The following is a 24,068-nucleotide window of genomic DNA, read 5'->3' as shown; positions in this document are numbered from 1 at the left end:
TTCAGCCAAGCGCTGGTTATAGACCCGTCCATGTTCGCACGTTCGTCGCTCAAGACCGCCGTCCTTCTCGCCGCTACCGGGGCGATCGTTCTCACTGCCGGATGCGGCGGCCGCGCCAAGAGCCGCGATACCGCCTATGTCGCGCGCGATGTCGATACGCTCTATGCCGCCGCGCAGGAACGTCTCAACACCGGCCGCACCAAGCAGGCCGCCGCGCTGTTCGACGAGGTCGAGCGCCAGCATCCCTATTCGCCCTGGGCCCGCCGCGCCCAGCTGATGAGCGCGTTCAGCTACTATGCCGCGCGTGACTACAACAAGGCGATCCAGTCGGCGCAGCGCTTCCTGTCGATCCACCCGGGCAACAAGGACGCGCCTTACGCGTACTACCTGATCGCGATCTGCTACTACGAGCAGATCAGCGACGTGACCCGCGACCAGAAGACCACCGAGCAGGCCAAGCAGGCGCTCACCGACATCATGCGCCGCTATCCGGGCACGACCTATGCGCGCGACGCGCAGCTCAAGATCGACCTCGTGAACGACCACCTCGCGGGCAAGGAGATGACCATCGGCCGCTCCTACGAGTTGAGCGGCAAGTGGCTGGCGGCGACGCTGCGCTTCCGTAACGTGGTCGACAACTTCCAGACCACCAGCCACACCCCCGAGGCGCTGTTCCGCCTGGTCGAGGGCTATCTCGCGCTCGGCGTACCGGAGGAGGCGCAGAAGGCAGCCGCCGTGCTCGAGCACAACTACGGCGGCAGCGAGTGGTACGCGCGCGCCTACAAGCTGATGCAGAAGCACGCACCACAGGACGTCGCGGCCTGAGGGCGGCGACAGGCTCCTTCCTGACGATCGTATAGCAAGACCCCCGGCGGACAAGCTCCACCGGGGGTTTCTTGTTCCTCCCCGAGCTTGTCTCGGGGAGGGGGACCGCCCGCGCAGCGGGTGGTGGAGGGGATGGGGCAAGGCGATTGCCCCTCCGTCACCGCCTTCGGCGGCGCCACCTCCCCGAGCAAGCTCGGGGAGGAACTGCACATGCGAAAACGCCCGCTGGCGAGTGCGGGCCTAACGCCGGGGGAAGATCAACGCATCCGAGAACATCGGGTCGGCGCCGGGAGCGTCCAAGCTGGGACGCGGGGGTTTGTTTTCCACCTGCTCTGGCGAGCGGCCGGGTAGCGGTGGTCAGCCCGGCTCGACCTGCATTCCATCGAAGTGTCCCATGTGGCCGTCTGTTAGGGCTCGCAGCGTTATCAGCCGATGGCTATCCGGCGGGGCCTTCCAATGTCCTGCCGTGTGTCGCAGGAACGTATGGACGACGCTTTCCAGTAGCTCGGGGGCACTTCGGGTCTTCGAACGGACGCGTGGTTTGCGCGATCGCGGCTTGAAACCGCATCCCGGCCCACGACGCCGACCCGATACACCGGGGCGATGTGATCTGCACCGCTCCGGATGCTGGGGCATATAACCCATGTGGTTATAAATGTCAAGATCGCCGGCCCGCCCGCGCGGCGCAGTGCTTTCGCCGCGACGATACATGGGCGCCCGCCGATGCAGTTTCCCTTTATGGCCTGATAGCGGAAGTCTATTGTCCACTAATTAGGTTGAGATTAGTAATGCTCAACAAGAGGCGAAACGGCCTTGGAGGACACCTTATGAGGAATGGGCATATGAGGTTTTGCGTCGCCTGACCACGCCGGTTTTCCATGATCTTTTCGCCCGATCGCGGTCCCGTATGCATGCGGGGCGCGCATCGAGCCTTACCTGCCGGTCCTGAGGGGGCGGGCCGACCAGCAGGTGCAGACCGGGGTATCCCGGATGCGTTCAATTCCCTGACAAAGGATTTGAAGATGACTTCGTTCGTGCGACGGACGCTGCTTGCGTCCACCGTTCTCGCATCCGTGACCATCGGTCTTCCTGCGGCGCATGCCGAGGATGCCCCGGCAGCGCCGGCCGGAGCGGAACAGACTTCCGAAAGCTCGGTCGGCACCGGTGCCCATGATCGCGGCGGCGACATCGTCGTCACCGCGCGGCGCCGCCAGGAATCGAGCCAGGAGGTGCCGCTGGCGATCTCCGTCGTCGGGGGCGAGCATATCGATTCGACCGGCTCGTTCAACGTCGGCCGCCTGCAGCAGCTGACGCCGACACTTCAGTATTACTCATCGAACCCGCGCAACACCGCCGTCAACATCCGCGGCCTCGGCGTGCCGTTCGGCCTGACCAACGACGGCATCGAGCAGGGCGTGGGCATCTACGTCGACGACGTCTACAACTCGCGCGTGGCCTCGGCGACGTTCGACTTCCTCGACGTGGCGCAAGTCGAAGTGCTGCGCGGCCCCCAGGGCACGCTCTACGGCAAGAACACCACGGCGGGTGCGATCAACATCACCACCAACCAGCCGACCTTCGACTTCGAGGGCAAGGCCGAGGTGTCGCTGGGCAACTACAACTTCAAGCAGGCCAAGGCGGCGATCTCGGGCCCGCTGTCGGACACCGTGGCGGCGCGCATCGCGGTCTCCTCGACCAATCGCAAGGGCACGATCTACAACGTCACCACCGGCGAGCACATCCAGAGCCAGGACAACCTCGGCCTGCGCGGCCAGTTGCTGTGGAAGCCGACCGAAACGCTGGACATAACCCTGGCGGGCGACTTCAGCGCGCAGGACGCCAACTGCTGCGGCTCGGTCTACGTGCGCACCGGCGCCACCCAGCGCGCCACGGCCCGCCAGTTCGCCGCGCTTGCCGCGAAGCTGGGCTATGCCCCGCCGAGCACCGATCCGTTCGACCGCCTGACCGACCTCGACACCGACTTGCGGGCGAAGAACAAGATCGGCGGCGCCTCGCTGCGGGTGAAGTGGGAACTGGGCGCAGGCGCGCTGACCTCGATCACCGCCTGGCGCTTCTGGGACTGGGATCCCTCGAACGACCGTGACTTCACCGGCCTGCCGATCGTCGCGCTGTCGCAGAATCCGTCGCAGCAGGACCAGTACACGCAGGAACTGCGCTACAACTACAGCAGCGACAAGATCGATTTCGTCGTCGGCGCCTTCGGCTTCTACCAGCGCATCGATACCCAGGGCACCGAGGCTCAGGGGTCTGCGTCGAGCGCGTGGAACAATGTCGCCAACGATGCCCTCAACGGCCTTGTCGCCTACAACACGCAGTACCTGAAGAACACCAGCGCGGCGCTCTACGGCCAGCTGAGCTGGCACGTCACGCCGGAACTGACCCTGCAGCCGGGCGTGCGCCTGAACTACGACAAGAAGGAAGGCTATTATCAGCGCCGCGTGTTCGACGGCGCCGGCAACGAACTGCTCCTCGCCAACCAGGCAAGCTTCACGACCGCGCAGAAGGCCCAGGTCGCGATCTACACGCCGCAGGAAATCTCGCCGGAATTCAGCGACTGGAACTTCAGCTACGACTTCACCGCCAGCTACAAGGTGGCGCCGGACGTGCTGGTCTATGCGACGTATGCCAAGAGCTTCAAGTCGGGCGGCATCAACCAGAACGGCGTGCCGGTCGATGCCAGCAACAACCCGATCCTCGCCTCCGCGACGGTGAAGCCCGAATCGGTCCATCACTACGAGGCGGGCATCAAGACCCAGTTCTGGGATCGCCGTGCCACCTTCAACGTCTCGATCTTCCGCACCGATATCACCAACTACCAGGCCAACGTGAACAACGGCCAGTACGGCGTGCTGCGCGGCTACCTCGCCAATGCCGGCGCGGTGCGATCGCAGGGCATCGAGGCGGACTTCTCGGTCCGGCCGAGCGAACGGTTCAACGCCTATGCCAACGGCGCCTACACCGACGCGACCTATCGCAAGTTCGTCGATGCGCCGTGTCCGCCTGAGCTTTCGGGCGGCACCACCGTCACCGCCACTACCACCGTCAGCCCTCCGGGCACGGCAGGAGGCATCAGCCCGGCCAACTGCGACATCTCCGGCCAGCGCCTGCCGGGCGTCTCGAAGTTCTCGTTCTCGTTCGGCGCCGAGGTGAACGCCCCGGCCAAGCTGCTCGGCAAGGAGGGCGAGGTCTACTTCGGCTATGACGGCTCGGTGCGGTCGAACTTCTCGTCCAACCCGTCGCCTTCGGCCTACACCTGGGTCGATGGCTATAGCCTGCACAACTTCCGGGCGGGCTTCCGCACCGAAAGCGGCTTCGACGTCTATGGCTGGGTGCGCAACGCCTTCGACGAGAACTACTTCGAGCAGCTCTTCGTCGGCCCGGGCAACACCGGCCTGATCGCCGGCCTGCCGGGTGACCCGCGCACCTGGGGCTTCACGATCAAGTCCAACTTCTGATCCGCCGACCTTCCGGTCGCCTGCGAATCGTCGCCCCGTCCCGCCATACCGGCGGGGCGGGGTCTTTCGTTTGCACCGCGCGCAACTTTGCCATTGAACAACAATCAGAAAATTCGTCTAAATCGATTGCACTGTGAACTTTTAGTAATTTCTCGGAGCCGGAAATTTCCCTTATCGTGTGATTCACCAAGTAAGGTTTTCCTGGGGAAAGGAACCCGGTTTCAGATCGGGATACCGCCATCAGGCTGGGGGCAGGTTTTCTCACGATGGACATGAAGCACGATTTCACGCCGGATCCCGAAGTCCACGTCGCCGATGCGGCGCGCATGGGCACGCCGGTGGAGCTTGTCCTCATCGTCGCCATTTTCGTCGCGGTCTGGCTTGCGTTCGGTGCGCAACTGCTGGCGGAGGGTCTGCACTGACCGGCAAAAGCGCCCGGCGACGCGCGAAGCGGGGTGACGGCGGCTTCGCCATCGGCTAGAACGCTTCGCGAACATGCTGAGCCGGCTTTCCATCCGCAACATCGTCCTGATCGAGGCGCTCGACCTCGATTTCGCGCGTGGCCTGGGCGTCCTGACGGGCGAGACGGGCGCGGGCAAGTCGATCCTGCTCGACGCGCTGGGCCTCGTGCTCGGCAACCGCGCGGACAGCGGGCTGGTGCGCGGCGGTGAGGACCGCGCCAGCGTCACCGCCAGCTTCGACGTTTCGGCGCTGCCCGCCTCGGTGCTTGCCGTGATCGACGATGCCGGGCTGGAGATCGAGCCGGGCGAGCCGCTGATCCTCAAGCGCCAGTTGAAGGCGGATGGCGGCTCCAAGGCGTTCCTCAACGACCAGCCGGTCGGCGTCGCGCTGCTGCGGGAGATCGCGCCGGCGCTGGTCGAGATCCATGGCCAGCACGACGATCGCGGCCTCGTCAACGCGCGCGGACACCGCGCGCTGCTCGACCGTTTCGCCGGGGGCGAGGTGGCCGGCGTGGAGGCTGCGTGGCGGGAATGGCGCGCAGGCCAGGACGCGCTCGACCTCGCGCGCGAACGCGTGGCCCGTGCGGCCGAGGACCAGGATCTGCTGCTCGCGCACCTTGCCGAACTGACCGCGCTCGCGCCGGTCGAGGGCGAGGAGCAGGAACTCGCCGACGCCCGCGCGCAGATGCAGAAGGGCGAGAAGCTGGCCGACGATCTCTCGGCTCTGCAGCACTTGTGGACCGGGTCCGATTCGGCGCTGGCGCAATTGCGCACCGCCTCGCGCCGGCTTGACCGCATCGCCGGCGAGCACGAACTGCTGGAGGAAGCGCTGGCCGCCCTCGACCGCGCGGTGATCGAGGCTAGCGAGGCCGAGGACAAGCTCGACAAGGCGGCCGAGGCCCTGGCCTTCGACCCCGCCGAACTCGACCGCATCGAAACCCGCCTGTTCGATCTGCGCGCCGCCGCCCGCAAGCAGGGCTGCCAGGTCGACGACCTCCCCGCCAGGATGACCGAGATGCGCGCCGCGCTCGACGATATCGAGGGCGGCAACGAGCACATCGCCGATCTGGAGAAGGCGGCGCAGAAGGCGGCGCTGGTCTACCGCGAGAAGGCGGGTGCGCTCCACGACCTGCGGCGCGCGGCGGCGAAGAAGCTCGACGCGGCGGTGGCTTCCGAACTGGCGCCGCTCAAGCTGGACGCGGCGCGATTCCGCACCTCGGTGGTGCGCCTGCCCGAGGAGCGCTGGGGCGCGACCGGCACGGATGCGGTCGAATTCCTCATCAGCACCAACCCCGGCTCCGACTTCGCGCCGCTCGGCAAGATCGCCAGCGGCGGCGAACTCTCGCGCTTCATCCTCGCCCTGAAGGTGGCGCTGGCGGAAGAGGGCGGCGCGGCGACGGTGATCTTCGACGAGATCGACCGCGGCGTCGGCGGCGCGGTGGCCGATGCCATCGGCGAGCGCCTCTCGCGCCTTGCCTCCAGCGGGCAACTGCTGGCGGTGACGCACTCGCCCCAGGTCGCCGCGCGCGGGGACCGGCACTACATGATCGCCAAGTCGAGCCAGGGCACGGTGACGCGCACGTCGGTCACGCCGCTCTCGGCCGCCGAACGCAAGGAGGAGATCGCCCGCATGCTCTCCGGCGCGCAAGTGACCGACGAGGCGCGGGCGCAGGCGGACCGGCTGCTGGTACGGGCGTGAGCCTCGATTGACGAGACCTGTTCGATGACCTAAATTCAGGTCATGAACGCGCCGCTCAAACCTCCGGTCACGGCCCCGCCGGTCATCGCCGAAGTGCTCGCGGATGCCTGCGTGAGCATCAGCAATCTCAAGGCCAACCCCGCCGCCGTGGTGGCGGAGGCGCAGGAGCGTGCGGTGGCGGTGCTCAACCGCAATCGGCCGGTCGCCTACATGGTCTCGCCCGAGGTATGGGAATATCTCCAGCGCCTGCATGAAGATGCGCTGGATGCCGCGCTCGTGGAAGAGCGGATGGGCGAACTGGACGAAGCCACGCCGGTTGCCTTGCGTGACCTACTCGATTGAAATCCTGCCGTCGGCGCGCAGGGAGTGGGACAGGATGGCGCCGGACATCAAGCGACAGGCGGTTCGAAAGCTCGACACGCTGCTGGAGCAGCCGCGCATTCCTGCCGCCCGGCTTCGGGGGGGTGACGATTGCTACAAGATCAAGCTGCGCGCTGCGGGCTACCGCGTCATCTACCAGGTGATCGACGCGCGGCTGGTTATCCTCATCGTTGCGGCCTGCAAGCGAGACTCGGCAAAGGACGATGTCTACACGGTCGCCATGAATCGCCTTCGCCAAGCAGATGACGAATGACTGAAATGCATCCCGACGACCTTCCTTCCGAAACCCCCAACGAAGCCGCTGCCGCCAACGAACTGATGCGTCTGGCGCGCCAGATCAACCGCGCCAACCGCCTCTACCACGCCGAGGACGCGCCGGATATTTCCGACGCCGAGTACGACGCGCTGGTGCGGCGCAATGCCGAACTGGAGGCGGCGTTCCCGCATCTGGTCCGGCCCGACAGCCCGAGCAACAAGGTCGGCCACGAAATCGCCGCCTCGTCGCTGGGCAAGGTGGCGCACGAGGTTCGCATGATGAGCCTCGACAACGCCTTCACCGACGAGGAAGTGGCTGAGTTCCTCGCACGCGTGCGGCGGTTCCTCTCGCTCTCTGCCGACGAGCCGCTGGTGATGACGGCCGAGGACAAGATCGACGGCCTGTCCTGCTCGCTGCGCTACGAGCACGGCAGGCTGGTGCGCGCCGCCACCCGCGGTGACGGTCAGGTGGGCGAGGACGTCACCGCCAACGTCGCGCATATCCCTGACATCGTGCAGGAACTGAAGGGCGAGGATATCCCCGAGGTCTTCGAGGTGCGCGGCGAAGTCTACATGGAGAAGGCCGCGTTCCTGGCGCTCAACACGCAGTTGATGGACGAGGCGCGCGCTCTGGCCGAGAGCAAGGGCGAGGCGTTCGACGACGGCAAGGTCCGCCAGTTCGCCAATCCGCGCAATGCCGCCGCCGGATCGCTGCGCCAGAAGGATGCCTCGGTCACCGCGAAGCGCCCCTTGCGCTTCTGGGCGCACGGCTGGGGCGCGGCGAGCCATGTGCCGGGCGAGAGCCAGCACGAGGTCGTGCGCCGCATCGAGGCATGGGGCCTGCCGGTCTCGCCGCAGTTCCGGCAGTGCCATTCGCTCGACGAGATGCTGGCCGCCTACCGCGCCATTCGCGACGGGCGTGCCGGACTGGATTTCGAGATCGACGGGGTGGTCTACAAGGTCGACCGGCTCGACTGGCAGCAGCGGCTCGGCTTCGTCGCCAAGGCGCCGCGCTGGGCCCTGGCGCACAAGTTCCCGGCCGAACGCGCCGAGACCGTGCTTGAATCGATCGACATCCAGGTCGGGCGCACCGGCAAGCTGACGCCGGTGGGGCGCCTGAAGCCGGTGCTGGTCGGCGGCGTGACGGTGACCAACGTGACGCTCCACAACCGCGACGAGATCGCGCGGCTCGGCGTGCGTCCGGGTGACCGCGTGGTGCTTCAGCGCGCGGGCGACGTGATCCCGCAAGTCGTCGAGAACCTCACCCGCGAGGAGGCGCGCGAGCCTTACGCGTTCCCCGACCATTGCCCTGAATGCCAGTCCGAGGCGGTCGCGGCCGAGGGCGAGGTGGATGTGCGGTGCACCGGCGGGCTGATCTGCCCGGCGCAGCGCACCGAGCGGCTCAAGCACTTCGTCAGCCGCGCCGCGCTCGACATCGAGGGGCTGGGCGAGAAGACGATCGACGAGTTCTTTGCCCAGGGCTGGCTGGAAAGCCCCGCCGACATCTTCCGCCTGAGGAAGCGCCGCGAGGAGATCCTGGCGCTCGAGGGCTGGAAGGACAAGTCTGTGGATAACCTGTTGGCGGCTGTGGAAAGCAAGCGCCAGCCGGATGCGGCGCGGCTGCTGTTCGGGTTGGGCATCCGCCATGTCGGCGCGGTGACGGCACGCGACCTCATGAAGCGCTTCGCGACGCTGCCGGACTTGCGGGTGGCCGTGCAGGAACTGTCCGATCTCCGCGATGCCAGGCAGGTCGAGATCGACCAGCAGATCGCCGCGGCGGTGGAGGGCGGCGACGAAGATCTTCGCCTGCGTCTGTCACGCAAGCTGGCGAACGAGATGGCCGGGGCCATCGGCGTCTCCGGGGTCGGGCCGGAAGTGACGATGTCGCTCATCGCCTTCTTTCACGAGGAGCACAACCGCGCGGTCTGGGACGACCTGCTGCGCGAAGTCTCGCCGCCGCCCTACATCGTCGAGACGAAGGCCAGCAAGGTCTCGGGCAAGACCGTGGTGTTCACCGGCAAGCTGGAGACGATGAGCCGCGACGAGGCCAAGGCACAGGCCGAGCGGCTGGGCGCCAAGGCGGCCGGTTCGGTTTCGCCCAAGACGGACATTCTGGTCGCGGGACCGGGGGCGGGCTCGAAGTTGAAGAAGGCGGCCGAACTGGGAATTCGCGTGCTCAGCGAAGAGGAATGGGCCGAGATCGTGAAGGCGGCGGGCTGAAGGAAGATGCCCGTCCCCTCCCGCTTCGGGGAGGGGGCAGCCGCATCAAGAGAGTATCATGCGCCGCGGGCAGGGGGTTGCCGCGGCGCGTGAAGCTCAGCTGAAACGACCGCGGCGCTCATGCACCTGGCGGTAATGCTGGACCCGCGTGGCGCGCAGGCCGGCCATGCCCTCGCGTTCGATCGAACGCTGCCACGAGGCAAGCTCCTCGAGCGTGAGGTCGTAGCGTTCGCAGGCTTCCGCGATCGTCAGCAGTCCGCCGTTGACTGCCGCAACCACTTCAGCCTTCCTGCGCACGACCCAGCGAGAGGTGTTGGGCGGCGGCAGGCTTTCGATGCTCATCGGCTCGCCGAGCGGGCCGGTGATGACCGCCGGGCGGTCGGTTTTGATGTCTTCCATGGTTGGCCTCGTGAAATGCTAATTGCCAACCCCCTGTCAGTTACGGATTCTCCCGGATAAGTGTTAAATTGAACCCATCGTGGTTGGTTAACGCATATTAACTGTATTTTCCGCAAGTCATTGCAATAGCTGTGTAAAAATTCATCCTGATCTCGATGGAAATATTTACAGGCCGTTTACCAGCGTTAATTACCATTCGGTATTGAAGGAATAATCCGAAATGGAGGGATTTGACGTGCCGACCCGACGCAAGCATTCCGCATATGCATCGGCGCTGGCGCGGCACGTCTCAGCGGACGGGTGTCAGTTCGTGGTCGAGCGTAGTCCGATCGAGCAGGGGCAGCGCCTCAGCTTCGCGCTGGAAGGGTATCCGCCGGTGCTGGGTACGGTGCGCTGGGTGGTGAAGGACCGCGTCGGCTTCGCCTTCGACCGTCCGATTTCACGCGATGCGCAAAGCGCCATGGTCCGCCGCAGCCGGGTGGTGCAGGGGCTGGATTTGTACTTGTCCTGAGGGCGGCCTGAGGGCGGCCTGAGGGCGGTACGTCATCCCGGCGCATGCCGGGACCGTGGGCGGTCTTTAGGCGCGGCCTTTCTTGCGGCCACCCTGACGAAAGCTGTCGCCTCAAGATTTGCCCGCGATCCCGGCATGCGCCGGGATGACGGTTGCCTTAGCCCCGCCGCTTGCGCATCCACAGGATCGACCAGTCGCCGTTGACCATGCGCGCGGCGAGGCGCAGGCCCGCCTTGCGGCAGGCGGCGCGCACGGCGGCCTCCTGCGTCTCCAGCAGGCCCGCAAGCAGCAGGTGCCCGCCCGGGATCAGCGCCTTGCCGAAATCGGGCGCAAGGTGGACGAGCGGACCGGCGAGGATGTTCGCCAAGATCAGGTCATAGGGCCCGCGCGCCTCCAGCACCGGATGGGCCATGCCGTCCGCCACGGTCATCACCAGTTCGCCGCGCCGGGCGCCCATGGTCACGCCGTTGGCCTGCGCATTATCCTCGACCACGTTGACGCAGACGGCGTCGATGTCGCTCGCGGTCGCCAGCGTGCGCGGCCAGAGCGAGAGCGCGGCGAAGGCGAGCAGGCCGGTGCCGGTGCCGATGTCGGCGCAGTTGCGCACGACAAGGCCCTGCGCCTTCATGTGCGTCAGCATCGCCAGGCAACCGGCGGTGGTGGCATGGTGACCGGTGCCGAAGGCCTGGCTGGCGGGGATCGCGAAGTCGAACACGCCGGGCTCGTCAACGGCCGGGTGATCGGGGGTATGGACGTGGAAGCGGCCCGCGCGGATCGGTTCCAGCCCTTCCTGGCTGGCGACCAGCCAGTCGGTCTCGGGCAGTTCCTCGACGATCAGCTTGGGCTTGGTGTCGGCGAACAGGGCGGTGATGGCGGCCTTGTCGGCCCGGCCCGGCTTGCGGTCGAGCCAGGCTTCGAGCACCCAGTCCTCCGGCTGGTCCTCGGCGACCTCGCGGCCGGAGAGCACGACTTCGTGGTCCCAGTCCCAGGCGTCCTCGTGCGCGATAAGCGCGGCCTCGATGACCGGGCGCGGGGCGAAGACGGTGACTTTCCAGCTCACTTGGCGGTTTCCTTAGAGAGACGCTGTTCGAGGCGCCCTTCGGCGGCTTTCGCATAAGCGCGGCAGGCATTGGGGTCGGCGAGCGGCTTCTGTCCGGCGAAGCGCTCCATCATTGCGCTCTGGCCGGGATGCGGGGTGAGCAGGATGTCGCAGGGCAGGGCGGCCATCACCGGCAGGCCCTTGCGGATCGCCGCGACGCGCGCCGGGTGGTCGGTGAAGCGGTAGCCGTCCGACGAGATCGTCGAGGAACTGTCGGCATAGGCGATCATCTTGCAGTTGAATGCCGCAGTGCAGCTCTGCCAGGTCCAGCTCGTCGAGCCCGGTGCATGGACCGGAGTGGCATGCGCGGTGAGCACCAGCTTGCCGACGACCACGCTGTCGCCGTCGTTCAGCGTCCGGTCAACGCGAACCGGCGCGATCGGCGTCAAACCGGCGAACTGCGGGTCGTCGGCGCCCGGCTTGCCGGTTTCGAGCGCCGCTTTTTGCGTCGGCAGGGCTGCAACTTTTGCACCCGTGGCCTGCTGCAGCGCGGCGAGAGCGCCGACGTGGTCGAAGTGTTCGTGGCTGGCCACGATCCAGCGCACGTCCTTAAGATCGAACCCGGCGCGGCGGATGTTGGCGAGAACCAGCGGTGCGGCTTCGGCGACGCCTCCGTCGACGAGGACATGACCGTCCTCACCCGTCACCAGCAAGGCGGAAATGCCGCAAGTTCCAACGTACCAGGTATTGGCGAAAAGGCGCGCGGGCGGGGCAGGGTCCGCCCATTCGTCCTTGCCCGCGCAGGCTTTGGCGAGCGCGGCAGGTGTCTGCGTGCGCCCTTTCGCTGCGTGAGCGGCGACAGGGGAAACGGCCCATAGGGAAGCCAGCGCGATGGCCATCGGGATGCGACTCATGCGCGCTGCTTTACGGCCCACCTATGCGATAGGCCAGTCCACCGCGTCGATGTTGCGCCGCAGAACTTGCACCATGCGGCGATTTGTCTAAGGGGGCATGCAATAGGGCAGTTCATGACACTGCCGCAGGCAAGGGGATTCGTAAGCGCCATGGCAAATGCCGGGACCAAGAACCGTCCGCTCTCGCCGCACCTCCAGATCTGGAAGTGGGGCCCGCACATGTTCGTGTCGATCCTCCACCGCGTCACCGGCGACGGCATGGCATTCGCCGGCCTCGCCGTGCTGCTGTGGTGGCTGGGCGCGCTCGCCGGAGGCCCGGCCTCCTATGCGACCTTCGCGTGGGCGATGACGACTCCGATCGGCTACCTGGTGCTCGTGGGCATCTCGTGGGCCTTCTTCAGCCACATGGCGAGCGGCGTGCGCCACTTCTTCCTCGACGTGGGCGCCGGCTTCGAGCTGAACGCCAACCGTCTGTGGTCGATCCTGTGCCCGATCCTGGGCGTTGTCTTCACTGCCGCCTTCTGGGCGCTCCTGCTGCTTCGCTGAGGGTAACGAACAATGGGTAACGGAACCTCCATCGGCCGCGTGCGCGGCCTCGGCTCGGCAAAGGGCGGCGTCCACCACTGGCTGCTGCAGCGCTTCACCGCGATCGGCAACCTGATCTCGGTGCTGTTCCTGATCGTCTCGCTGGTGCTGCTGCCGGACTATTCCTACGGCACCATCGTCGAATGGATCGCACGCCCGGTCCCGGCCGTGATGATGATCCTGCTGGTCGTCACGACCTTCTGGCACGCGCGCCTCGGCCTGCAGGTGCTGGTCGAGGACTATCTGCACGACCACGCCAACAAGTTCGCCGCCATCGCCGCGCTGAACCTTGCCGCTTGCGGCGGGATCGCGTTCGGCGTGTTCTGCATCGTCCGTATCGCGCTGGGAGCACACGCCTGATGTCCGCGCCTGCCTACAAGATCATCGACCACACCTACGACACCGTCGTCGTCGGCGCCGGCGGCTCGGGCCTGCGCGCCACGATGGGCTCGGCCGAAGCCGGCCTGAAGACCGCGTGCATCACCAAGGTGTTCCCCACCCGCTCGCACACCGTAGCGGCGCAGGGCGGCATCGCCGCGTCGCTCAAGAACAACACGCCGGACCACTGGACCTGGCACATGTACGACACCGTCAAGGGGTCGGACTGGCTGGGCGACCAGGACGCCATCGAATACATGGTGCGCGAAGCTCCCGCAGCCGTGTACGAGCTGGAGCACGCAGGCGTGCCCTTCAGCCGCAACGCGGACGGCACGATCTACCAGCGTCCGTTCGGCGGCCACATGCAGAACATGGGCGAAGGCCCGCCGGTGCAGCGCACTTGCGCCGCCGCCGACCGTACCGGCCACGCCATGCTCCACGCGCTGTACCAGCAGTCGCTGAAGTACGACGCGGACTTCTTCATCGAATACTTCGCGATCGACCTCATCATGGACGGCGGCAAGTGCGTCGGCGTGATCGCGCTGTGCATGGATGACGGCACGATCCACCGCTTCCGCTCGCAGGCCGTCGTGCTCGCGACCGGCGGCTACGGCCGTTCGTACTTCACCGCGACTTCGGCCCACACCTGCACCGGCGACGGCGGCGGCATGGTGCTGCGCGCGGGCCTGCCGCTGCAGGACATGGAATTCGTCCAGTTCCACCCGACCGGCATCTACGGCGCCGGCGTTCTCATCACCGAGGGCGCACGCGGCGAGGGCGGCTACCTGACCAACTCCGAGGGCGAGCGCTTCATGGAGCGCTACGCTCCCTCGGCCAAGGATCTCGCCAGCCGTGACGTCGTGTCGCGCTCGATGGCGATGGAAATCCGCGAAGGTCGCGGCGTTGGCCCGCACAAGGACCACATCTACCTGCACCTCGATCACATCGATCCCAAGGTGCTGGGCGAGCGTCTGCCGGGCATCACCGAGAGCGGCAAGATCTTCGCGGGCGTGGACCTTACCCGCCAGCCGCTGCCGGTCGTTCCGACCGTCCACTACAACATGGGCGGCATCCCGTGCGACTATAACGGCCGCGTGATGACCATCGGCCCCGACGGCGATCCCGAAACCGTGGTTCCGGGCCTGTTCGCGGTGGGCGAGGCGGCTTGCGTCTCGGTTCACGGCGCCAACCGTCTGGGCTCGAACTCGCTGATCGACCTCGTGGTGTTCGGCCGCGCGACCGGCCTGTACCTCAAGGAAAACCTGACGCCGAACGGCACGCAGGCGGAACTGCCCAAGGATTCGGCCGATCTGGCGCTCACCCGCCTCGACCACTTCCGCAATGCCAACGGCTCGTCCTCGACGGCGGAAATCCGCACCGAGATGCAGCGCACGATGTCGCTTCACGCGGCGGTGTTCCGCACCGACGAACTGATGGTCGAGGGCAAGGAAAAGCTCGCCGCGACCTATCAGAAGATGAACGACATCAAGGTCACCGATCGCGGCCTGATCTGGAATTCGGACCTGGTGGAGACGCTGGAACTGGACAACCTGATCTCGCAGGCCACCGTGACCCTGCACGGCGCGCAGAACCGTCAGGAAAGCCGCGGCGCCCACGCGCACGAGGACTTCCCGAACCGCAACGACGCGGAGTGGATGAAGCACACCGCGACCTGGTTCAACGGCTGGGGCGGCAAGGGCGGCGAAGTCCGCATCGACTATCGCCCGGTGCACGAATTCACGCTGACCGACGACGTCGAGTACATCAAGCCCAAGGCTCGCGTGTACTGATATCGGCGCAAGCTGAAAACGAGAGGAGGGCGGCGCAGCGGCAAGGCTGCGCCGCCCTTTTTCTATTCCTCCCCGAGCTTGCTCGGGGAGGGGGACCGCCGACGAAGTCGGTGGTGGAGGGGGAAGGGATCAAACAATTCCCCCTCCGTCAGCCCTGACGGGCTGCCACCTCCCCGAGACAAGCTCGGGGAGGAACCGGGCGGCTTGCCGTGCATTGCTGGGGGTGGAAGGAACCCTCATGCAACGCACCGACGTCGATCCCCTGCTCGAGCCCAACGTGGAACGCGACCCTCTCGTGCGCGAGATGGAGCGCGCACCCGGCAGCACCTGGGGCTGGGTGATGGGCTACGGCGTGCTGCTGATTCTCGCCGCGCTGATCGTGCTGCTCAATCCACTGGTGGCGGGTGTGGCGACCGGGTTGATCCTCGGCGTCATCCTGATCGTCGCGGGCGTGGCGGCGATCGCAGCGGGCTGGACCTCGCTGTCGAGTCGCGCTCGGTGGACAGAAATCCTGCTCGGCGCCCTGGCGCTGCTCGCCGGCATCTTCGCCGTGGCCGACCCGGTGGCCGGCGCCTTGTCGCTGGTGATCGCGATCGGGCTGTGGCTGGTGATCTCCGGCGGCTTCCAGATCGCCTTCGCGCTCAAGGCCCGGCACGACAAGGGCTGGCGCCTGCTGCTGGGCGTGCTCGACGTCGTGCTGGGCCTCGTGCTGCTGTTCGCGAGCCCCGCGACGGGCCTCGCCTTCCTGGCGATCGTGGTCGCGATCAGCCTGACGGTGCGCGCGGTGTTCCTGATCCAGCTAGCGCTGCTCCTCAAGCGCAGCTGAGTTGACATTCACCCGGCGTTCATGTTTACAGACGTAGTCGATTACGTGTGTAGACGATGGAGAGATGGGTGTCGGAGTCCCCTGAACAGCCTGACCGGATTTCGGAGGCCGAGCATGCGGTGATGGAGGCGCTGTGGCAGCGCTCCCCGCTCACCGCCCAGGAAGTCTGCGAGGAAGTGTGCGGTCTGCGCGGCTGGAGCCTCGCGACGGTCAAGACGCTGCTGTCGCGCCTCGTCGCCAAGCAGGCGGTCGAGACGGAGCCCGACGGCAAGCGCTTCCTCTATTCCCCGCGTATCGAACGCATCGCCTATGTCGGTGCGGAGAGCCGCCGTCTGGTGGACCGCCTGTTCGGCGGCCGTGCGGCGCCGCTCTTCGCGCATCTGGCGCAAAGCGAACAACTCACCGAAGATGACATCGCCGAGATCGAAGCCCTGCTGAAGGAGCTGAAGTCATGACCGAGTGGCTTACCGATACGCTGCTGGCAACCGGTGCGCTGATGGCGCTGGTACTGCTCGTCCGTCGCCCCGTGGCGCGCTGGTTCGGCCCGGGCGCGGCTTATGCGCTCTGGGCGCTGCCGATGATCCGGCTGGTGCTGCCGCCGCTCGCTCTGCCGCGCTTCCTGCCGCATGGGCTGCTTTCGAACCTCCGGTTCGGGGTCGAGCCGGTCACCGCCGCTGCGGCGGGCGTGCCGGTCGAGACGGCGGCGCCGGCCGTGGCGCCGCTCGCGGATGCGATCGTGACGCTGCCGCAAGTCGTGCCTGCCGTTACCGCGCCGGTCGAACCGGGTCTGCTCGCGCAAGTGCCGTGGATGAGTGTGGCGCTGTGCGTATGGCTGGGCGGGGCGGTGCTGTTCCTGGCCTGGCGCACGGTCACGTACCGCTGGATGCGGCGCGACCTGCTGCGCGGTGCGCGCCTCGTCGCCCATTCCGCCACCGTGCGCATCGTCGAGACCCCGGCGATCACCGCGCCGCTGGCCTTCGGGGTGTTCGACAAGGTCGTGGCCCTGCCGCGCGGGTTCCTCGCCGAAGCCGACTCCGAAACCTCCGACTTCGCCATCGCGCACGAGATGGAGCATCATGCGGGCAGCGACCTGTTGGCGCTGATCGCGATGCAGCCGCTGTTCGCGCTGCACTGGTTCAATCCCGTCGGCTGGGCCGGATGGCGCGCCGTTCGGGCGGACCAGGAGGCGTTCTGCGACGCCCGCGTCATGGCCGGTCGCAGCCGGGCGGAGCGGGCGCGCTATGGCCGGCTGATCGCCTCGATGGCCGGCGGCACGCGGCTGGGGCTGGCCGCGCCGATGGCCGGGCCGCTCTCGGGCGAGAAGCCGATCATCCAGCGTCTGAAGGCCCTCGGCGCGCGCGACGTGACGCCGGCGCGCCGTCTGCTCGGCCGCAGTCTCTTCGCGCTGGCTATCGTCGCGGTGCCTGCCACCGCTACCGTCAGCTACGCTGCGATGGACGAACTGGAAGCCGACCAGACCGATGCCTGGGCCGATCCGCACGCGGATGCCGTGCCGGCGAGTGCGGCGCGGCCCCCCCACGCGGCGCGCGCTCCCCTGCCGCCCGCGCCGCCGCAGGTCGAGGGCGACGAAGCCCCGGAACCGCCCGAAGCTCCCGAGCCGCCGGCACTGCCCGCTCTCGCTGCGTATCCGGCCGGGCCCGAAGCGATTGCGCCTCCGGCGCCGCCCGTACCTCCTGCTCCTCCCGCTCCGACGTCGTCTTCCGTTTCGTCTCGGGTCTCGATCAGCACGACCGTGATCCGCGATGGCGAGGAGCAGGCCCGCGAAGGCCAGCGCCGCGCCGCCGATGCCCGCCGCATGGCCGCCGAAGCCAGGGCGCGCGCGCCTCGGGTGGAGGAGAGCGTCTCGGCAGACGGCAAGCGCCGCACCATCCGTATCGTCCGCCAGGACGGGCAGGGCGTTGCCGACCAGACCATGGTGCTCGATGAAGGCTGCCCCGCCGACACCCGCCGCCGCGAAGCGCGCAGCGAGGGCAATGGCTCCAAGGCGGTGGTGGTGGTCTGCACCGGCGAGCCCAAGGCCGCCAGGTTCGCCGCCCTGGAGGCGCTGCGTACCGCGCGCGCTTCCATCGCTGCCAATCGCGCGCTCGACGCCGGGGTGCGCGCGGACATCCTCGCCGATCTCGATGGCGAGATCGCCGATGCCCGCCGCGAGGCCGGCGGGAACTGAGGCCTGACCTCACATCGTCATTGCGGGCGCAGCTTGGCCGACATGATGTGCCAGCCTTGCGATACGCCCATGCCTCGGTTGATCTGGCGCAGGTCATAGCTGCCGGTGAAATGCTGGCGGGCGCCGCCCGCCAGTTCGGCGTCGATGGTGACCGGCACCGTCACGTAGAGCGAGCCGGCTCCGCCCTCGACTTCGGAGACCTTGCCGATCTCGACATGGACGCGGCGGGTCTCGGCGAAGCCTTGCGTGAAGGTCGAAAGGGTCTTGCCGCCGGCGCCGCCGTCCGGGCCCCATAGCGACCACGCCGAAGCATAGTCGCGCGCGTTGATGGCGGCGTAGTAGCGTTCCACCATGTCGGCGGCGGCGGCCTGGCCGATGGGGTCTATGCCGCCGCATTCGGGCGTCCGGGCGGCGTCCTCCGCCAGGATCGCGCAGCTGCGGGCGACTTCGTTGCGGATCATCGCGCAGGAGTTGGCGACATGGCACGGAGGGCGGGTCGCCGGGGATACGGCCCGGCATTGTGCCGCCAGCCGGGCCGCAGCGGCTTCGCCGATCTCCGCCGCGCAGGAAATGGGGCCGGACGTATCGCCCATGCCGACGACGGCCGAGGGGCTCGCCGGAATTCCTGGTGCAGGGGCGCTCGATGCGGGATCTTCCGGCGAACTGGCGCCCTCGCCGGGGGCTATCGCCTCGCTGCTCTCGGTCTCGGCCGGGGTATCGCTTCCGCAGCCGGTCAGCAGCAGCGACAATGCGCCCAATGCGGGGAGGACAAGGTTTGAAGATCGCATGGGATCAGCCCCTATGCATCAGTCTTTCGGCGCGGGCTGGCGGGCGTCAGGCTCGCTCTTGAAGGCCAGTTCCTTGTCGTCCTTCGCGCCCTTGGCCTTCTTCTTGTCGGCTTTTTCCGCCTTTTCCTGTTCCAGCGCGGCGGCGTGGGCCTGGATCACGCTGGCCGGGGCGGGAGATGCGGGATAGCGGCAGCCCTTGGCCTCGCCCACGCCCTTGAGGAAACCGCGACGGGTCAGGCCTGCCTGGATCGCGGCATTGACCTTGCGGTCCTGCGCGTTGGCTCCGGAAACCTCGCGGATCAGGCCGCGGAAGGGAATGAAGGAGGCGACCACCCACTTGCCGACGCGGCCGGCGCTGATGCGGTCGCGTTCGGCGGCGGGAAGGTCGATGTCGGGGCCGAGCACTTCGTCCAGTTCCTGGATCGCGCCGGCGATCTGGCGGCACTTGCCGAGGCGGGCGAGCGAATAGGGAGCGGCCGTGGCCTCGATCAACAGCGGCGGAATTTCACCGTCGCGGCCGACGTTGAGGTCGGTCATCGGGGTCTTGGCGACGTCCACCGCGTCCGGATCGCGTGAGGTGATCGGCTTCTCGTCCTGTCGCGCCAGGGCCGGGGTGGCAACCAGCCCCGCCATGACGATCGCACCCAGCCACTTGCCGTTCATGTCCCTTGTCCTCTGTTCCGGTGCGGCGGCCGCCAAACCGCTCGCGCCCCATTATGTCATCCTGAGGAAGAGAACGTGTCACATGCGTCCTCGTTCCCGCTGTCGAGGCCGCGCTTGAGCCAGCGCATCCGCTCGGCGCTGGAACCATGGGTGAAGCTTTCGGGGCTGACCGCCTGACCGGCGTTCTTCATCAGGGTGTCGTCGCCGATGGCGCTGGCGGCGGTCATGCCTTCCTCGAGGTCGCCCGGCTCGATGCGGTCGCGGTTCTTTCCGGCCCAGACACCGGCGTAGCAGTCCGCCTGCAGTTCCATGCGTACCTGCAGAGCATTCTCCTGTCGCGGGTTCTGCCGCTGCGCCTGCCGCACCTTCTGGTCCAGTCCGACGAGGTGCTGGATATGATGCCCGTACTCATGGGCCATCACATAGTTGCGCGCGAAGTCGCCCTTGGCGCCGAGTTGCCGATCGAGCTGGTCGTAGAAGCTGACGTCGATGTAGATGCCCTGGTCGGCCGGGCAGTAGAACGGGCCCATGGCGCTTTGCGCGGCGCCGCAGCCGCTCTGGGTGCCGCCGGTGTAGAAGTGCAGCACCGGCTGCTCGAAGGGAATGTTCGCCTTCGCGAACAGCGGCTGCCAGGTCTTGTCGAGCGAGGCGAGCGCGCGGCACGATTCCTGCGAATAGGCATTGTCGCTGCAGATCTGCGCCGCCGTGCGTTGCCCCTGCTGCGCCTGCCCCTGCTGCGACTGCGTGGGGGCCTGTTGCTGCTGGACGTTCTCGATCGTGCCGAGCATCTGGCCGGGATCGACCCCGAAGACGAGCGCGCCGATCAGCACGATCGCCAGCGTTCCGCATCCCAGCTTGCCGCCGCCGCCGAGCGGAAACCCGCCACTGCCGCGGCCTCCTTCGGTCACGCGAATGGCGTCGGGATCGTAGTCGTCTAGCCGCATCGGTGTCCTGTCCTTGGCTGTTGGTCTTTGCCGAGCAATGCCCCGGCGCATCAGGTGTTCCGCATCTCTACGGGTGTTGCAAGCCTGCGTCACGTTGCCCGGGCACTCGGGAAAAATGCTGCACCTGCGCGGTCATTGAGGAGATTTTACAACCGCGGTCGAATTTGTGTCGTATACGTGCCGGGCAATGATGTCGGGCAAGTGGGAAGCAGGGAGCACTGGGTGGAGAACGGCCGCGTTCTTCGCGGTTTTTGCTGTTGCCATAGTCATTTGCGGGCCGATCGCGGGCATCGCCGCGAGTGTCAGCCGCGCGGACCGGGAGATCGAGGATCGCCTGCGCGCGCACATCCAGATCCTCGCCAGTGACGATTTCGACGGCCGCGAGCCGGGCACCCAGGGCGAGGCCAAGACGCTGCGCTACCTGGCGAAGCAGTGGTTCGACATCGGCCTGGTTTCCGGCACCGGCGATCCTGGCAACGAATGGTTCGCGCCCGTCACGGTGATCGCGCACGAACCGTCGGCGGGCACCGCGCGCTTCCTGCGCAAGGGCTTCCGTGCGACTCTTGCGCCCAGCGACGTATTGGTGTTCACCTCGGGCAAGCGGGCGCTGGTGCGCAATGCGCCGATGCTGTTCGTCGGGCGCGCGCGCAGCCAGGACTTCACGCGCAACGAACTGGCGGGGCGCATCGCCGTGCTGCTCGACGGCGACACGCCCGACAGTGCACGCCAGAATGACCTGCTGGCGATGGGGGCGTCGGCGGTTCTCACCGTGCTCGACGGAGAGCGTACGCTCGACGAGGTGGCGAGCCGGCGCAGGCGCTCCGGCTATGCCTTGTCGGACGAGGCGGTGGGAGGCGATCTCGAGGCCTTCGTCGGCCGGGCGACGATGGAGACGCTGCTCAAGGGAACGACGCATACGCTCGACGATCTCGAGCAGGCGGCGGGCAAGGACGACTTCGCCCCGATCGTGCTCGACCTCACGGCCTCGCTGGAAGCCAGCACCGACGAGACGACGATTCGCACGCACAACCTGATCGGCAAGCTGCCGGGGCGCAACCGCCAGGCCGGCGCGGTGCTCTACGTCGCGCATTGGGACCACTTCGGCGAATGCGGCGAGCCGCCGGCCGAGGACGTCATCTGCAACGGTGCGATCGACAATGCCAGCGGCGTCGCCGCGCTGACGGAAGTGGCGCGGCGCCTCGCCAAGGGGCCGCCGATGGACCGCGACGTCTACTTCCTCGCCACCACCGCCGAGGAACTGGGGTTGCTGGGCGCACACGCCTTCACCGAGAGCCCCCCGCTGCCGCTGGAGAAGATCGTCGCGGCCTTCAACATCGATTCGATCGCGATCGCACCGCGCAGGACTCCCTTCGCCATCGTCGGGCGCGGCATGACCGGGCTGGACAAGGACATCGCCAAGGTCGCCAAGGCAGAGGGGTTCAAGCTGCGCGACAACGACGAGGCCAACGAATACGTCAAGCGGCAGGATGGCTGGGCGCTGCTGCAGCACGATATTCCCGCCGTCATGGTCACCACGGCCTATGGCGACATGGACCGCATGCGCGCGTTCTTCGATGGCGACTATCACCGGCCGAGCGACGACCTCTCGCATCCGATCGAGCTGGGCGGGGCGAGCGACGACGTGAAGATGCTGACCGCACTGGGGCGGTGGTTCGGCGATACGCGGCGGGTGCCGGCCTCGTCCCCATCCAAGTTGCGCTAGCTCCTGAAACAACGCACAAGGAGCAAACCGACCCGCTCCTGTCCTTTCCATCGTCATCCTGAACCAAGTTCAGGGTGGCGGCGGATTTGGGTGGTTTGCTGCCGTCAGTTCCTCCCCGGCACGGGGAGGGGGACCACCCGCAGGGTGGTGGAGGGGCACCCTCGGTTCGCATGCCATCGCGTCGATACGCATTCCCAATGCCCGCCGATCGAGGTCTGGCGATCCACCGCGTGCCCCTCCACCATGCTTCGCATGGTCCCCCTCCCCATGGGGGGAGGAATGGGGCGTTTGCGGGCTGGCCGCACGCCCCCTCCGCTGGAGCGGCGAGTTTCGCCGTTCTTCCAGTGAGGGGGGCGAGGCTCGACGGGGCGTGCCGCCCTCTTGCAATCAAGGGAATGGGCCTGCGGAAAAATCACCGCACAACCCCTAGCCCAAACCGCCCCCTTTGATTACATGGGCCGCCACGATTCTCCCCCTCTAGGGTATTTGGCGAAGGCATTGGTGGCGCATATGGATATCCAGCTCGGACTCACTTTCGACGACGTACTTCTGCGTCCCGCCAAGTCCGACATCGTCCCCACCCAGGCCGATACCCGCTCGATGCTGACCCGGTCGATCGGGCTCAACATCCCGGTCATCTCGTCCGCCATGGATACCGTGACCGAGGCGCAGATGGCGATCGTCATGGCGCAGATGGGCGGCATCGGGGTGCTGCACCGCAACCTCACCATCGAGGAGCAGGTCGCCGCCGTCCGTCAGGTCAAGCGCTTCGAGAGCGGCATGGTCGTCAACCCCATCACCATCAGCCCCGACGCCACGCTGGGCGAGGCGCAGGCGCTGATGACCGCGAACCGCATCAGCGGCATCCCGGTGGTCGAGGCCTCGGGCAAGCTCGTCGGCATCCTGACCAACCGCGATGTGCGCTTTGCCGCCAACGCCGCGCAGCCGGTGCGCGAACTGATGACGCACGAGAACCTCGCCACCGTGAAGGTCGGCGTGAACTCGGACGAAGCGCGCCGCCTGCTGCACGCCCGCCGCATCGAGAAGCTGCTGGTCGTCGATGAGGGCTTCCATTGCGTCGGCCTCATCACCGTCAAGGACATCGAGAAGGCCGTCCTGTTCCCCGAGGCCACCAAGGACGAGGCGGGCCGCCTGCGCGTCGCCGCCGCCACCACCGTGGGCGATAAGGGCTTCGCCCGCACCGAGGCGCTGCTGGCGGCCGAGTGCGACGTGGTCGTCATCGACACCGCGCATGGCCACAACCGCGACGTCGCTCTGGCGGTCGAGCGGGTGAAGAAGCTCTCGAACTCGGCCCAGGTCATCGCCGGCAACATCGCCACCGCCGAAGCCGCCAAGGCGCTGATCGACGCGGGTGCGGACTGCGTGAAGGTCGGCATCGGCCCCGGCTCGATTTGCACCACGCGCATCGTCGCGGGCGTCGGCGTGCCGCAGCTCACCGCCGTGATGGAAGCCGCCGAGGAAGCCGAGAAGGCGGGCGTGCCGGTCATCGCCGACGGCGGCCTGCGCACCTCGGGCGATGCCGCCAAGGCGCTTGCAGCCGGTGCCTCGACGATCATGGTCGGCTCGATGCTGGCCGGCACCGAGGAAGCACCGGGCGAGACGTTCCTGTACCAGGGCCGCTCCTACAAGTCGTACCGGGGCATGGGCTCGGTCGGCGCGATGGGCCGGGGTTCGGCGGACCGCTATTTCCAGGGCGACATCAAGGACCAGATGAAGCTGGTTCCCGAGGGTATCGAGGGCCAGGTCGCCTACAAGGGCCCGGCCAAGGACGTCATCCACCAGCTCGTCGGCGGCATCAAGGCGGCGATGGGCTACACCGGTTCGGCCACCATCGAGGATCTGCGCAAGAACTCGAAGTTCATCCGCATCACCAATGCGGGCCTGCGCGAAAGCCACGTCCACGACGTGACGATCACCCGCGAGGCGCCGAACTATCCGACGCGCTGATCGGATGGGGGTGTGCGGCAAGGCCCTGCCCATGC

General features: G+C 67.3%; 22 protein-coding genes. 16 read left to right on the top strand and 6 right to left on the bottom strand.

The genetic code is table 11. The features are described from left to right. The first annotated feature begins 30 nt into the window (after positions 1-30). The 7 genes from V2S85_RS16120 to ligA all read left to right on the top strand — a co-directional run bounded on the left by V2S85_RS16120 (position 31) and on the right by ligA (position 9,317). Complete coding sequence (locus V2S85_RS16120; RefSeq protein ID WP_330703867.1) at positions 31-825, top strand: outer membrane protein assembly factor BamD; 795 nt, start codon at positions 31-33, stop codon at positions 823-825. 1,022 nt (positions 826-1,847) lie between these two features. Beyond that, on the top strand, positions 1,848-4,301 hold the full coding sequence (locus V2S85_RS16115; protein ID WP_330703866.1) for a TonB-dependent receptor: 2,454 nt from the start codon (positions 1,848-1,850) through the stop codon (positions 4,299-4,301). A gap of 272 nt (positions 4,302-4,573) precedes the next feature. Then, entirely contained in the window at positions 4,574-4,723 is a 150-nt protein-coding gene (locus V2S85_RS16110; RefSeq protein ID WP_330703865.1) for a hypothetical protein, read from the top strand. 73 nt (positions 4,724-4,796) lie between these two features. Continuing rightward, positions 4,797-6,461, top strand: coding sequence for a DNA repair protein RecN (gene recN, locus V2S85_RS16105; RefSeq protein ID WP_330703864.1), 1,665 nt, complete (start codon positions 4,797-4,799; stop codon positions 6,459-6,461). Positions 6,462-6,503: 42 nt separating this feature from the next. Further along, positions 6,504-6,803 (top strand): type II toxin-antitoxin system Phd/YefM family antitoxin, encoded by a 300-nt coding sequence (locus V2S85_RS16100; RefSeq protein WP_330703863.1) that lies wholly within the window; start codon positions 6,504-6,506, stop codon positions 6,801-6,803. A 34-nt stretch (positions 6,804-6,837) separates the two neighbouring features. Continuing rightward, positions 6,838-7,095 carry a type II toxin-antitoxin system RelE/ParE family toxin gene (locus V2S85_RS16095; protein ID WP_330703862.1) on the top strand — a complete coding sequence of 86 codons (258 nt, stop codon included), beginning with the start codon at positions 6,838-6,840 and terminating at the stop codon, positions 7,093-7,095. Beyond that, positions 7,092-9,317 carry an NAD-dependent DNA ligase LigA gene (gene ligA / locus V2S85_RS16090; protein WP_330703861.1) on the top strand — a complete coding sequence of 742 codons (2,226 nt, stop codon included), beginning with the start codon at positions 7,092-7,094 and terminating at the stop codon, positions 9,315-9,317. Before V2S85_RS16095 ends, ligA begins: the two co-directional genes overlap by 4 nt. Before the next feature lie 96 nt (positions 9,318-9,413). On the opposite strand, the gene V2S85_RS16085 is transcribed toward ligA, so the two are convergent. Beyond that, positions 9,414-9,716 carry a DUF1153 domain-containing protein gene (locus tag V2S85_RS16085; RefSeq protein WP_330703860.1) on the bottom strand — a complete coding sequence of 101 codons (303 nt, stop codon included), beginning with the start codon at positions 9,714-9,716 and terminating at the stop codon, positions 9,414-9,416. A 220-nt stretch (positions 9,717-9,936) separates the two neighbouring features. On the opposite strand from V2S85_RS16085, the gene V2S85_RS16080 reads away from it, so the two are divergent. After that, positions 9,937-10,227, top strand: a complete 291-nt coding sequence (locus tag V2S85_RS16080; RefSeq protein WP_330703859.1) for a PilZ domain-containing protein — start codon at positions 9,937-9,939, stop codon at positions 10,225-10,227. 157 nt (positions 10,228-10,384) lie between these two features. On the opposite strand, the gene V2S85_RS16075 is transcribed toward V2S85_RS16080, so the two are convergent. Continuing rightward, on the bottom strand, positions 10,385-11,287 hold the full coding sequence (locus tag V2S85_RS16075) for a 50S ribosomal protein L11 methyltransferase (protein WP_330703858.1): 903 nt from the start codon (positions 11,285-11,287) through the stop codon (positions 10,385-10,387). After that, positions 11,284-12,180: a subclass B3 metallo-beta-lactamase gene (bla, locus tag V2S85_RS16070; RefSeq protein ID WP_330703857.1), complete on the bottom strand. Its 897-nt coding sequence runs from the start codon at positions 12,178-12,180 to the stop codon at positions 11,284-11,286. The genes V2S85_RS16075 and bla overlap by 4 nt, the downstream gene beginning before the upstream one ends. Before the next feature lie 150 nt (positions 12,181-12,330). Between bla and sdhC the strand changes: the two genes are divergently transcribed. From sdhC to V2S85_RS16040, 6 genes are all read left to right on the top strand, one after another. Then, on the top strand, positions 12,331-12,726 hold the full coding sequence (gene sdhC, locus V2S85_RS16065) for a succinate dehydrogenase, cytochrome b556 subunit (RefSeq protein ID WP_330703856.1): 396 nt from the start codon (positions 12,331-12,333) through the stop codon (positions 12,724-12,726). A 12-nt stretch (positions 12,727-12,738) separates the two neighbouring features. Further along, the gene (sdhD, locus tag V2S85_RS16060; protein WP_008831298.1) at positions 12,739-13,125 is read left to right on the top strand and encodes a succinate dehydrogenase, hydrophobic membrane anchor protein; all 387 of its coding nucleotides are present in this window, start codon (positions 12,739-12,741) and stop codon (positions 13,123-13,125) included. Then, on the top strand, positions 13,125-14,933 hold the full coding sequence (sdhA, locus tag V2S85_RS16055; RefSeq protein WP_330703855.1) for a succinate dehydrogenase flavoprotein subunit: 1,809 nt from the start codon (positions 13,125-13,127) through the stop codon (positions 14,931-14,933). The genes sdhD and sdhA overlap by 1 nt, the downstream gene beginning before the upstream one ends. 238 nt (positions 14,934-15,171) lie before the next feature. Further along, positions 15,172-15,759 carry a DUF308 domain-containing protein gene (locus V2S85_RS16050; RefSeq protein WP_330703854.1) on the top strand — a complete coding sequence of 196 codons (588 nt, stop codon included), beginning with the start codon at positions 15,172-15,174 and terminating at the stop codon, positions 15,757-15,759. A gap of 56 nt (positions 15,760-15,815) precedes the next feature. Then, positions 15,816-16,214, top strand: a complete 399-nt coding sequence (locus V2S85_RS16045; RefSeq protein ID WP_330703853.1) for a BlaI/MecI/CopY family transcriptional regulator — start codon at positions 15,816-15,818, stop codon at positions 16,212-16,214. Next, positions 16,211-17,947, top strand: a complete 1,737-nt coding sequence (locus V2S85_RS16040) for a M56 family metallopeptidase (RefSeq protein ID WP_330703852.1) — start codon at positions 16,211-16,213, stop codon at positions 17,945-17,947. The genes V2S85_RS16045 and V2S85_RS16040 overlap by 4 nt, the downstream gene beginning before the upstream one ends. Before the next feature lie 17 nt (positions 17,948-17,964). On the opposite strand, the gene V2S85_RS16035 is transcribed toward V2S85_RS16040, so the two are convergent. Genes V2S85_RS16035 through V2S85_RS16025 form a run of 3 tightly spaced genes read right to left on the bottom strand, consistent with a single transcriptional unit; the run spans position 17,965 to position 20,342 of the window. After that, the gene (locus V2S85_RS16035) at positions 17,965-18,735 is read right to left on the bottom strand and encodes a hypothetical protein (protein WP_330703851.1); all 771 of its coding nucleotides are present in this window, start codon (positions 18,733-18,735) and stop codon (positions 17,965-17,967) included. An 18-nt stretch (positions 18,736-18,753) separates the two neighbouring features. Beyond that, positions 18,754-19,398 carry a hypothetical protein gene (locus V2S85_RS16030; RefSeq protein WP_330703850.1) on the bottom strand — a complete coding sequence of 215 codons (645 nt, stop codon included), beginning with the start codon at positions 19,396-19,398 and terminating at the stop codon, positions 18,754-18,756. Between the two features lie 56 nt (positions 19,399-19,454). Further along, the gene (locus tag V2S85_RS16025; RefSeq protein WP_330703849.1) at positions 19,455-20,342 is read right to left on the bottom strand and encodes a neutral zinc metallopeptidase; all 888 of its coding nucleotides are present in this window, start codon (positions 20,340-20,342) and stop codon (positions 19,455-19,457) included. 190 nt (positions 20,343-20,532) lie between these two features. On the opposite strand from V2S85_RS16025, the gene V2S85_RS16020 reads away from it, so the two are divergent. Both V2S85_RS16020 and guaB read left to right on the top strand, forming a co-directional pair. Next, entirely contained in the window at positions 20,533-22,065 is a 1,533-nt protein-coding gene (locus V2S85_RS16020; RefSeq protein ID WP_330703848.1) for a M28 family peptidase, read from the top strand. A gap of 510 nt (positions 22,066-22,575) precedes the next feature. After that, positions 22,576-24,033 carry an IMP dehydrogenase gene (guaB, locus tag V2S85_RS16015; protein ID WP_330703847.1) on the top strand — a complete coding sequence of 486 codons (1,458 nt, stop codon included), beginning with the start codon at positions 22,576-22,578 and terminating at the stop codon, positions 24,031-24,033. Positions 24,034-24,068: the final 35 nt, after the last annotated feature.

The organism is Novosphingobium resinovorum (assembly GCF_036352595.1).
GTDB lineage: Bacteria > Pseudomonadota > Alphaproteobacteria > Sphingomonadales > Sphingomonadaceae > Novosphingobium > Novosphingobium resinovorum_B.
Note: the sequence above shows the minus strand (reverse complement) of the source record. Positions and strands in the feature narration are given on the sequence as shown.

Coding starts and splice junctions, on each gene's coding strand:
- V2S85_RS16095 (WP_330703862.1), top strand. CDS start 6,838: ATGGCGCCGGACATCAAGCGACAGGCGGTTCGAAAGCTCGACACGCTG.
- bla (WP_330703857.1), bottom strand. CDS start 12,180: ATGAGTCGCATCCCGATGGCCATCGCGCTGGCTTCCCTATGGGCCGTT.
- V2S85_RS16030 (WP_330703850.1), bottom strand. CDS start 19,398: ATGAACGGCAAGTGGCTGGGTGCGATCGTCATGGCGGGGCTGGTTGCC.
- V2S85_RS16080 (WP_330703859.1), top strand. CDS start 9,937: ATGGAGGGATTTGACGTGCCGACCCGACGCAAGCATTCCGCATATGCA.
- V2S85_RS16100 (WP_330703863.1), top strand. CDS start 6,504: ATGAACGCGCCGCTCAAACCTCCGGTCACGGCCCCGCCGGTCATCGCC.
- V2S85_RS16120 (WP_330703867.1), top strand. CDS start 31: ATGTTCGCACGTTCGTCGCTCAAGACCGCCGTCCTTCTCGCCGCTACC.
- V2S85_RS16035 (WP_330703851.1), bottom strand. CDS start 18,735: ATGCGATCTTCAAACCTTGTCCTCCCCGCATTGGGCGCATTGTCGCTG.
- V2S85_RS16050 (WP_330703854.1), top strand. CDS start 15,172: ATGCAACGCACCGACGTCGATCCCCTGCTCGAGCCCAACGTGGAACGC.
- V2S85_RS16115 (WP_330703866.1), top strand. CDS start 1,848: ATGACTTCGTTCGTGCGACGGACGCTGCTTGCGTCCACCGTTCTCGCA.
- V2S85_RS16085 (WP_330703860.1), bottom strand. CDS start 9,716: ATGGAAGACATCAAAACCGACCGCCCGGCGGTCATCACCGGCCCGCTC.
- sdhA (WP_330703855.1), top strand. CDS start 13,125: ATGTCCGCGCCTGCCTACAAGATCATCGACCACACCTACGACACCGTC.
- guaB (WP_330703847.1), top strand. CDS start 22,576: ATGGATATCCAGCTCGGACTCACTTTCGACGACGTACTTCTGCGTCCC.
- V2S85_RS16045 (WP_330703853.1), top strand. CDS start 15,816: ATGGAGAGATGGGTGTCGGAGTCCCCTGAACAGCCTGACCGGATTTCG.
- sdhD (WP_008831298.1), top strand. CDS start 12,739: ATGGGTAACGGAACCTCCATCGGCCGCGTGCGCGGCCTCGGCTCGGCA.
- V2S85_RS16110 (WP_330703865.1), top strand. CDS start 4,574: ATGAAGCACGATTTCACGCCGGATCCCGAAGTCCACGTCGCCGATGCG.
- recN (WP_330703864.1), top strand. CDS start 4,797: ATGCTGAGCCGGCTTTCCATCCGCAACATCGTCCTGATCGAGGCGCTC.
- V2S85_RS16020 (WP_330703848.1), top strand. CDS start 20,533: ATGTCGGGCAAGTGGGAAGCAGGGAGCACTGGGTGGAGAACGGCCGCG.
- sdhC (WP_330703856.1), top strand. CDS start 12,331: ATGGCAAATGCCGGGACCAAGAACCGTCCGCTCTCGCCGCACCTCCAG.
- V2S85_RS16040 (WP_330703852.1), top strand. CDS start 16,211: ATGACCGAGTGGCTTACCGATACGCTGCTGGCAACCGGTGCGCTGATG.
- ligA (WP_330703861.1), top strand. CDS start 7,092: ATGACTGAAATGCATCCCGACGACCTTCCTTCCGAAACCCCCAACGAA.
- V2S85_RS16025 (WP_330703849.1), bottom strand. CDS start 20,342: ATGCGGCTAGACGACTACGATCCCGACGCCATTCGCGTGACCGAAGGA.